This is a genomic window from Nocardioides sp. (assembly GCF_031422975.1).
Classification (GTDB): Bacteria; Actinomycetota; Actinomycetes; order Propionibacteriales; family Nocardioidaceae; genus Nocardioides.
The window spans coordinates 1-6952 of the sequence record NZ_JANPEO010000196.1 but is presented as its reverse complement, the minus strand read 5'-3'; the positions used below and the strand labels follow the sequence as shown (position 1 = coordinate 6952).

At 70.3% G+C, this 6952-nt stretch carries 6 protein-coding genes; 3 read left to right on the top strand and 3 right to left on the bottom strand.

What is annotated here, in order from left to right:
* Nucleotides 1-571: ABC transporter ATP-binding protein (locus RMO85_RS06065; protein WP_310527481.1), on the bottom strand; the 571-nt coding region annotated here is incomplete at its 3' end.
* Between the two features lie 77 nt (nucleotides 572-648).
* On the opposite strand from RMO85_RS06065, the gene RMO85_RS06060 reads away from it, so the two are divergent.
* Both RMO85_RS06060 and RMO85_RS06055 read left to right on the top strand, forming a co-directional pair.
* Complete coding sequence (locus tag RMO85_RS06060) at nucleotides 649-1296, top strand: methyltransferase domain-containing protein (RefSeq protein WP_310527477.1); 648 nt, start codon at nucleotides 649-651, stop codon at nucleotides 1294-1296.
* Between the two features lie 48 nt (nucleotides 1297-1344).
* Entirely contained in the window at nucleotides 1345-1725 is a 381-nt protein-coding gene (locus RMO85_RS06055; RefSeq protein ID WP_310527476.1) for a RidA family protein, read from the top strand.
* A 108-nt stretch (nucleotides 1726-1833) separates the two neighbouring features.
* Here RMO85_RS06055 and RMO85_RS06050 read toward each other — a convergent pair whose 3' ends face one another.
* Both RMO85_RS06050 and RMO85_RS06045 read right to left on the bottom strand, forming a co-directional pair.
* Nucleotides 1834-3210 (bottom strand): AAA family ATPase, encoded by a 1377-nt coding sequence (locus RMO85_RS06050; RefSeq protein ID WP_310527474.1) that lies wholly within the window; start codon nucleotides 3208-3210, stop codon nucleotides 1834-1836.
* A gap of 44 nt (nucleotides 3211-3254) precedes the next feature.
* On the bottom strand, nucleotides 3255-3854 hold the full coding sequence (locus RMO85_RS06045; RefSeq protein ID WP_310527467.1) for a DNA starvation/stationary phase protection protein: 600 nt from the start codon (nucleotides 3852-3854) through the stop codon (nucleotides 3255-3257).
* 93 nt (nucleotides 3855-3947) lie between these two features.
* Between RMO85_RS06045 and RMO85_RS06040 the strand changes: the two genes are divergently transcribed.
* Nucleotides 3948-6952, top strand: a 3005-nt coding sequence (locus tag RMO85_RS06040) for a DEAD/DEAH box helicase (RefSeq protein WP_310527459.1), incomplete at its 3' end; no start/stop codon positions are given.

The window sequence follows — 6952 nt, the reverse complement described above, 5'->3', positions numbered from 1 at the left end:
AGTGCGTGGTGATGACCAGCGTGACGCCCGCCTGCTTGAGCCGGAACAGCTGGTCCCACAACACGTGCCGTGCCTGCGGGTCGAGGCCGGTGGTCGGCTCGTCGAGCAGCAGCAGCTCGGGCTTGTTGACGAGGCTGCGGGCGATCGTGAGGCGCCTCTTCATACCGCCCGACAGGTCCTCCACCTTGGACCTGGCCTTCTCGGTCAGCGACACGAACTCGAGCAGCTCGTCGACCCGGCTGTTGACCTCGCCCTTGGGGATCCCGAAGTAGCGGCCGTAGATGTAGAGGTTGTCGCGCACGTTGAGCTCATTGTCGAGCGTGTCCTCCTGCGGGCAGACCCCGAGCCGCCCGCGGATCGCCGGCCCGTCCTTGGCCGGATCCATCCCGAGGATCTCGAGCGTGCCGCCGCTGATCGGGCTGACGCTGGCGATCATCCGCATCGTGCTCGACTTGCCCGCCCCGTTGGGCCCGAGGAAGCCGAAGGCCTCGCCGCGGCGTACGTCGACGTCGATCCCCTTCACAGCCTCGAAGTCACCGAACGACTTGCGCAGCCCCCGCGCCAGGATCATCGATTCACTCACAGTCGTCGACCCTAGGTCACCGGACCGACACTCGCCGATCCGATACCTGCTGCCACACTCGCGGCATGGAGATCGGGGACTTCACACAGGTGGTCTCGACCTACGACGCCGTGGCAGTCGACTACGCCGCGCGCTTCCCCACCACCGAGCCGGAGGACCCGCTCGACCTGGCGATGATCGACCATTTCATCGGCCGGCTCGGGTGCACTGCGACTGTGCTCGACGCCGGCTGCGGGACCGGCCGGATGAGCCGCTACCTCGCCGACCGCGGCTGCAACGTGGTCGGCCTCGACGTCTCGCCGGGCATGGTGGCGATGGCGCGACGCGACCACCCGGACCTTCCGTTCGCCGTCGGCTCGATCGTCGATCTGCCGTACGCCGACGCGTCGATCGACGCAGCGCTGTACTGGTACTCCGTGATCCACTCCCCCGATGAGCTCCTACCCCGCATCGCGGCCGAGGCGGCACGCGTGGTCCGTCCGGCCGGCCTCGTCCTGCTGGCGTTCCAGGTCGGCAGCGGATCCCGCGACGTCGCCACCGGCTATCGCGCGCTGGGACACGACGTCTCACTCATGCGCTTTCACCGAAGCCTCGGCCAGGTGACCGACGTGCTTGCCACCGCCGGGTTCGACCCGGTGGCGCACCTGGGACGCCGGGCGCTGCCGGACGAGAAGGACCCGCAGGCCGTCGTCATCGCCGCCAGGTCGCGGTGACCGACGCGCCTGGCGTCGGTGGGTTCGCGCGCGGATTACCCTCAGGACATGGACAGAACAGACGTCGGTTCCCAGTCGCCGTACGAGGAGGCGATCGGGTTCCGGCGCGGCGTCCGTCTCGGTCACACCATTGCCGTGAGCGGTACGGCACCCGTGTGGCCCGACGGCCACGTGGACCCCGACCCAGCCACTCAGGCACGTCGGTGCTGGGAGATCGCCCTGGAGGCGCTGGTCCATCTTGGCGGCACCCGCGAGGACGTCATCCGCACCCGGCAGTACCTCGTGGACGGCGCGCACGCGAATGCAGTCGGCGCGGTCCACGGCGAGGTCTTCGGCGCGGTCCTACCGGCCTCCACGATGGTGGTCGTCGCGGCCCTGCTCGACGACCGGTGGCTGGTCGAGGTCGAGCTGGACGCGGTCATTGACTGACCTGTCCGCGCCCCTCTCGTCGGTCCCGCCCAAACCCGGGGTCTCGGCAGTTCGCGCTACCAGCCGCGGGCCTGAGCGTGCGCCTGACTGCCGATCAGCCAGGGGTGCTCACTGCGAGCCGAGCAGCGCCCGGGTGAGTACGGCGCTGTCCGCCCGTAGTTCCTGACTGGCGGCGACGAGGTCGTCACCCGTTGGCTGGTGGCCAGCCATGGCTGCGTGGAGCACCGCGCGGCGTACCAACTCCTTGGCATAGGAAGCGGTGGTCCCCTCGGCCTCGTCGGCCGCAGCCGTGATGGCGTCCTCACCGAAGCCCACCTCGGCCGCGTACAGACCGATCAGCGCCCGTCTGGCACCCGCATCGGGCAACGGGATCTCGACCGCCAGGTCCACCCGGCCCGGTCGCTGCGCGAGGGCATGCTCGAGCGCTTCCACGCGGTTGGTCGTCAACAGGAACACGACGTCGGCGTCCTGGTCGAGACCGTCCATCGCATCGAGCAGGGTGAAGAGCAGCGGAGACGCACCGCCACCCAACTGGCCGTGGTCGCGATCCTCCGCGATCAGGTCGCAGTCCTCCAGCACGACGATCGCCGGCTGGTGGGCGCGCGCGATCTGTGCTGCGCTGCCGACGTGCACGAGGTTGGTGCCCGACAGCAGAATGACGGTCGTCTCTGGCACGGCGCCGATCAGGTGCCGCACGGTGTGGGTCTTGCCGGTGCCGGGAGGGCCGTAGAGCAGGATGCCTCGCTTGAGGTGCTGACCCATGGCGCGCAACTGTTCACGATGCTCGGCCAGCCCCACGACGTGTGAGCGCACCTGCTCGAGCGTGCCCGCCGGCAGGATCACGCGATCGGCCGTCAGGTCGGGCCGACGGGAGAACGTGATGCCGCTCATCGAGTGCTCGTAGGGGTTCCCGCTGAAGCTGATCACCTGTCCGCGCAGCACGCTCTTCTCGAGCGAGAGCTCACGCAACTCGGCCAGCAGCCGTGACGCGACCTCGGGCTTGCTGGTGACGACCTCGACGCGCGCCTCCCCTCCGTGCTGCGGGTTGTGACCCCGCTGGAGGACGAGTACCGGCTCGTCGCCATACCTGAACAAGTGCAGACCGAACGCGATCGTCGCGCGTTCGGAGTCCGGCCCGATGGCGACGCTGAGGCGATCCACCTGGCCCTGCCGGAACCGGCCCCACTCGGCGTTGGCCATCAGGTCGCTCAGCGACATGTGGTGCCGGTCGCCGCCGCCGACGCCCACCAGCCGGGCGTGGGGGTCGCGGGCCACGATGGCCTCCAGGGCGATGTCGACGTCGGCCCAGCGGTGGACGTCGATCCGCTCGAACACGACTGGCATCTCATCGGCAGGCGAACCGAGGTGTTCGTCGAGAATGGGCAGCAACGGCGTCCCACGCTTGGGCGATTCATCCTCCTTGAGCAACTGCTTGACGAGTCGCGCGAGCGACGTCCTGAACTCCTGGTCCCCCGGGTCCGTCATGCGCTCAGCGTAGAGAGACGGTCAACGCAACAGCCTCGACGCGCTCAGGCCTTCTTGCGCGGTTGCCGGGTGCGTCGCTGCGGCTCTCGAGCGGCATCCGCGGCCTCGGTCTCGGTGCTGGCTCCCTCGGTGGCGAGCTGGCCGGCGGAGTTCTCGAGGTGTGCGCGCACGAACCAGTGGAACTGCTCGAGCTCACCGGTCTGGCCGATGAGCAGGTCCTCGGTCACCGGGTCGATCTCGCCGACGACGTCGATCGCCCTGCGGTTGTCCTCGATCACGCCGGTGTAGACGAGGTCGAGGGCGCCGAGGTGCGCCTGGGCGGTGTCCTTGCCGAGCTCGTAGTCGTCCCACGAGCGCGCGTCGACGAGGGCGCCGGGCGTGCCGATCGGGGTGCCGCCCATCGTCGCGATCCGCTCGGCGACCGCGTCTGCGTAGCCTCGGACCACATCCACCTGCGGGTCGAGCATCTCGTGCACACCGATGAAGTTGGGGCCGACGACATTCCAGTGCACGTGCTTGAGCACGAGGTGGAGATCGGTGTAGGCGAAGAGCCGATCCTGCAGTGAGGTGACCACGGTGGTGCTCTCCTTGGCGGAGAGGCCGGGCACGTGGAAGGTCTGGGCGGGTGAGGTCTTGGTAGGCATGCCGTCGATAGTAGGCAGCCACGCCAACGGCACAACCCCTGCGCGGAGGGCGCATCGGGGCCGTTGTCGGTGGCGTAGGCCAGACTTGGGCCCATGAACGCCCTCGACCATTTCAGCGCCCCCACGCGCACGTGGTTCGAGGCTGCCTTCGCGGCCCCGACGCCGGCGCAGGCGGGGGCCTGGGACGCGATCGCCCACGGCAGGCACGCGCTGGTCGTCGCGCCGACAGGCAGCGGCAAGACGCTCAGCGCCTTCCTCTTCGCCATCGACAAGCTGCTCACCGCGGGGCCGCCCGAGGAGAAGACCAAGCGCACGCGGGTGCTCTATGTCAGCCCGCTCAAGGCGCTGGCCGTCGACGTCGAGCGCAACCTGCGCGCGCCCCTGACCGGCATCCGGCACACGGCCGATCGGCTGCAGACGCCCTTGCCCGAGGTCACGGTGGGTCTCCGTTCCGGCGACACCAGCCCGGCCGACCGCCGACGGCTCTCGACCCGGCCGCCGGACATCTTGATCACCACCCCGGAGTCACTGTTCCTGATCCTCACCAGCCAGGCGCGCGAGACGCTGCGCGGCATCGAGACCGTGATCATCGACGAGGTGCACGCCGTCGCCGGCACCAAGCGCGGCGCCCACCTCGCACTCACCCTGGAGCGTCTCGACGCACTGCTGGAGCGGCCGGCCCAGCGGATCGGACTCAGCGCCACCGTGCGACCGCTCGAGGAGGTCGCTCGCTTCCTCGGCGGCACGGCGCCCGTCGAGATCGTCGCGCCCCCGTCCACCAAGGAGTGGGACCTCACGGTGGTCGTGCCCGTCGAGGACATGACGATGCCCGGGGAGTACGACGAGGAGTCGGGCGACCCCGGACGCGCCACCAGCATCTGGCCGCACGTGGAGGAACACGTCGTCGACCTCATCGAGCAGCATCACTCGACCATCGTGTTCGCCAACTCCCGGCGACTGGCCGAGCGGCTGACGGCGAGGCTCAACGAGATCGCGACCCAGCGGGCGGGCCTCGTTTCCCTGGTTCCTGAAGCCTCCCACCCGCCGGCGCAGATCATGGCCCAGTCCGGCGCCACCTCGGGCGCCGAGACGATCATCGCCAAGGCGCACCACGGCTCGGTCTCCAAGGAGCAGCGCGCGATCATCGAGGACGACCTCAAGCGTGGGCGACTCCCCGCCGTGGTCGCAACCAGCAGCCTCGAGCTCGGCATCGACATGGGCGCCGTCGACCTGGTCATCCAGATCGAGTCGCCGCCGAGCGTGGCCAGTGCGCTGCAGCGTGTCGGCCGGGCCGGGCACCAGGTCGGCCAGGTCAGCCGGGGCGTGCTGTTCCCCAAGCACCGGGGCGACCTCGCGCAGACCGCCGTCTCGGTCCAACGCATGCGGGAGGGCGCGATCGAGAAGCTCAACGTGCCCACCAACCCGCTCGACGTCCTGGCCCAGCAGGTCGTGGCCGCGACCGCCATGGAGGACTGGTCGGTCGAGGAGTTCTTCGACCTGACACGGCGCGCTGCGTCGTACTCCGCTCTCCCCCGCTCCGCCTTCGACGCGACCCTCGACCTGCTCAGTGGCCGCTACCCGAGCGAGGACTTCGCCGAGCTGCGCCCGCGCATCGTGTGGGACCGCGTCAACGGCACCATCTCGGGCCGGCCGGGAGCGCAGCGACTCGCCGTCACCAGTGGCGGCACGATCCCCGACCGTGGGCTGTTCGGGGTCTTCCTCGTCGGTGAGAAGCAGAGCCGCGTGGGCGAGCTCGACGAGGAGATGGTCTACGAGTCGCGCGTCGGCGACATCTTCGCGCTCGGCGCGACCAGCTGGCGGATCGAGGACATCACCCATGACCGCGTGCTCGTCACGCCCGCGCCCGGCATCCCCGGCCGACTGCCGTTCTGGAAGGGCGACACCTTGGGCCGTCCCGCCGAGCTCGGTGCCGCCATCGGCGCATTCACCCGCGGTCTCGCGACCCAGAGCGAGGCCAACGCCCGCGCGAGCGTGGCCGAAGCAGGACTCGATGCCTATGCCGCTGCCAACCTCGTCACCTACGTCACCGAGCAGCGCGACGCCACCACCGTCGTGCCGAGCGACACCCAGATCGTGGTGGAGCGCTTCCGCGACGAGCTCGGCGACTGGCGACTGGTCGTCCACTCGCCCTACGGCACCCCGCTGCACGCGCCGTGGGCGCTCGCCATCAACGCCCGGCTGCGTGAGCGATACGACGTCGATGGCCAGGCGATGGCCTCCGACGACGGCATCGTCATCCGCATCCCCGACACCGACCAGGAGCCGCCGCTGGGCGACCTGATCGTGTTCGAACCCGACGAGATCGAGCAGCTCGTGACCCAGGAGGTCGGCGGCTCGGCCCTGTTCGCCAGTCGCTTCCGCGAGTGCGCCGCACGTGCCCTTCTGCTCCCCCGCCGCGACCCGGGCCGCCGCAGCCCGCTGTGGCAGCAGCGCCAGCGCAGCGCCCAGCTGCTCGAGGTCGCCTCGAAGTACCCCAGCTTCCCGATCGTCCTCGAAGCGATCCGCGAGTGCCTCCAGGACGTCTACGACCTGCCCGCACTCACCGCGCTCCTGCGCCGGATCGACCGCCGCGAGGTGACCGTCGTCGACGTCTCCACCCAGACGCCGAGCCCCTACGCCCGCAGCCTGCTGTTCGGGTACGTCGCCCAGTTCGTCTACGAGGGCGACTCCCCGATCGCCGAGCGCCGAGCCGCGGCACTCAGCCTCGACCAGGGACTGCTGGCGGAGCTGCTCGGCCGCGCCGAGCTGCGCGAGCTGCTCGACCCCGAGGTGCTGGCCGAGGTCGAGGCCGAGCTCCAGTGGCTGGCCCCGGACCGACGCGCACGCACCGCCGAGGCGGTCACCGACCTGCTGCGCCTCCTCGGGCCGTTGACGCTCGAGGAGGTCCGTGCCCGCGTGACGGACCAGGGCGCGACCGAGGTGCACAGCTGGCTGACCGGCCTGGCCGACGCACGCCGCGTGGTCGCCGTACGCATCGCCGGCGAGGAACGCTGGACCACGATCGAGGACATCGCCCGCCTGCGCGACGGCCTGGGCGTCCCCGTGCCGCAGGGCACGCCCGAAGCCTTCACCGAGCC

Bases quoted from the DNA above. Each gene is read 5' to 3' on its own strand.
- RMO85_RS06045 (WP_310527467.1), bottom strand. From the start codon at position 3,854: ATGCCTACCAAGACCTCACCCGCCCAGACCTTCCACGTGCCCGGCCTC.
- RMO85_RS06050 (WP_310527474.1), bottom strand. From the start codon at position 3,210: ATGACGGACCCGGGGGACCAGGAGTTCAGGACGTCGCTCGCGCGACTC.
- RMO85_RS06060 (WP_310527477.1), top strand. From the start codon at position 649: ATGGAGATCGGGGACTTCACACAGGTGGTCTCGACCTACGACGCCGTG.
- RMO85_RS06055 (WP_310527476.1), top strand. From the start codon at position 1,345: ATGGACAGAACAGACGTCGGTTCCCAGTCGCCGTACGAGGAGGCGATC.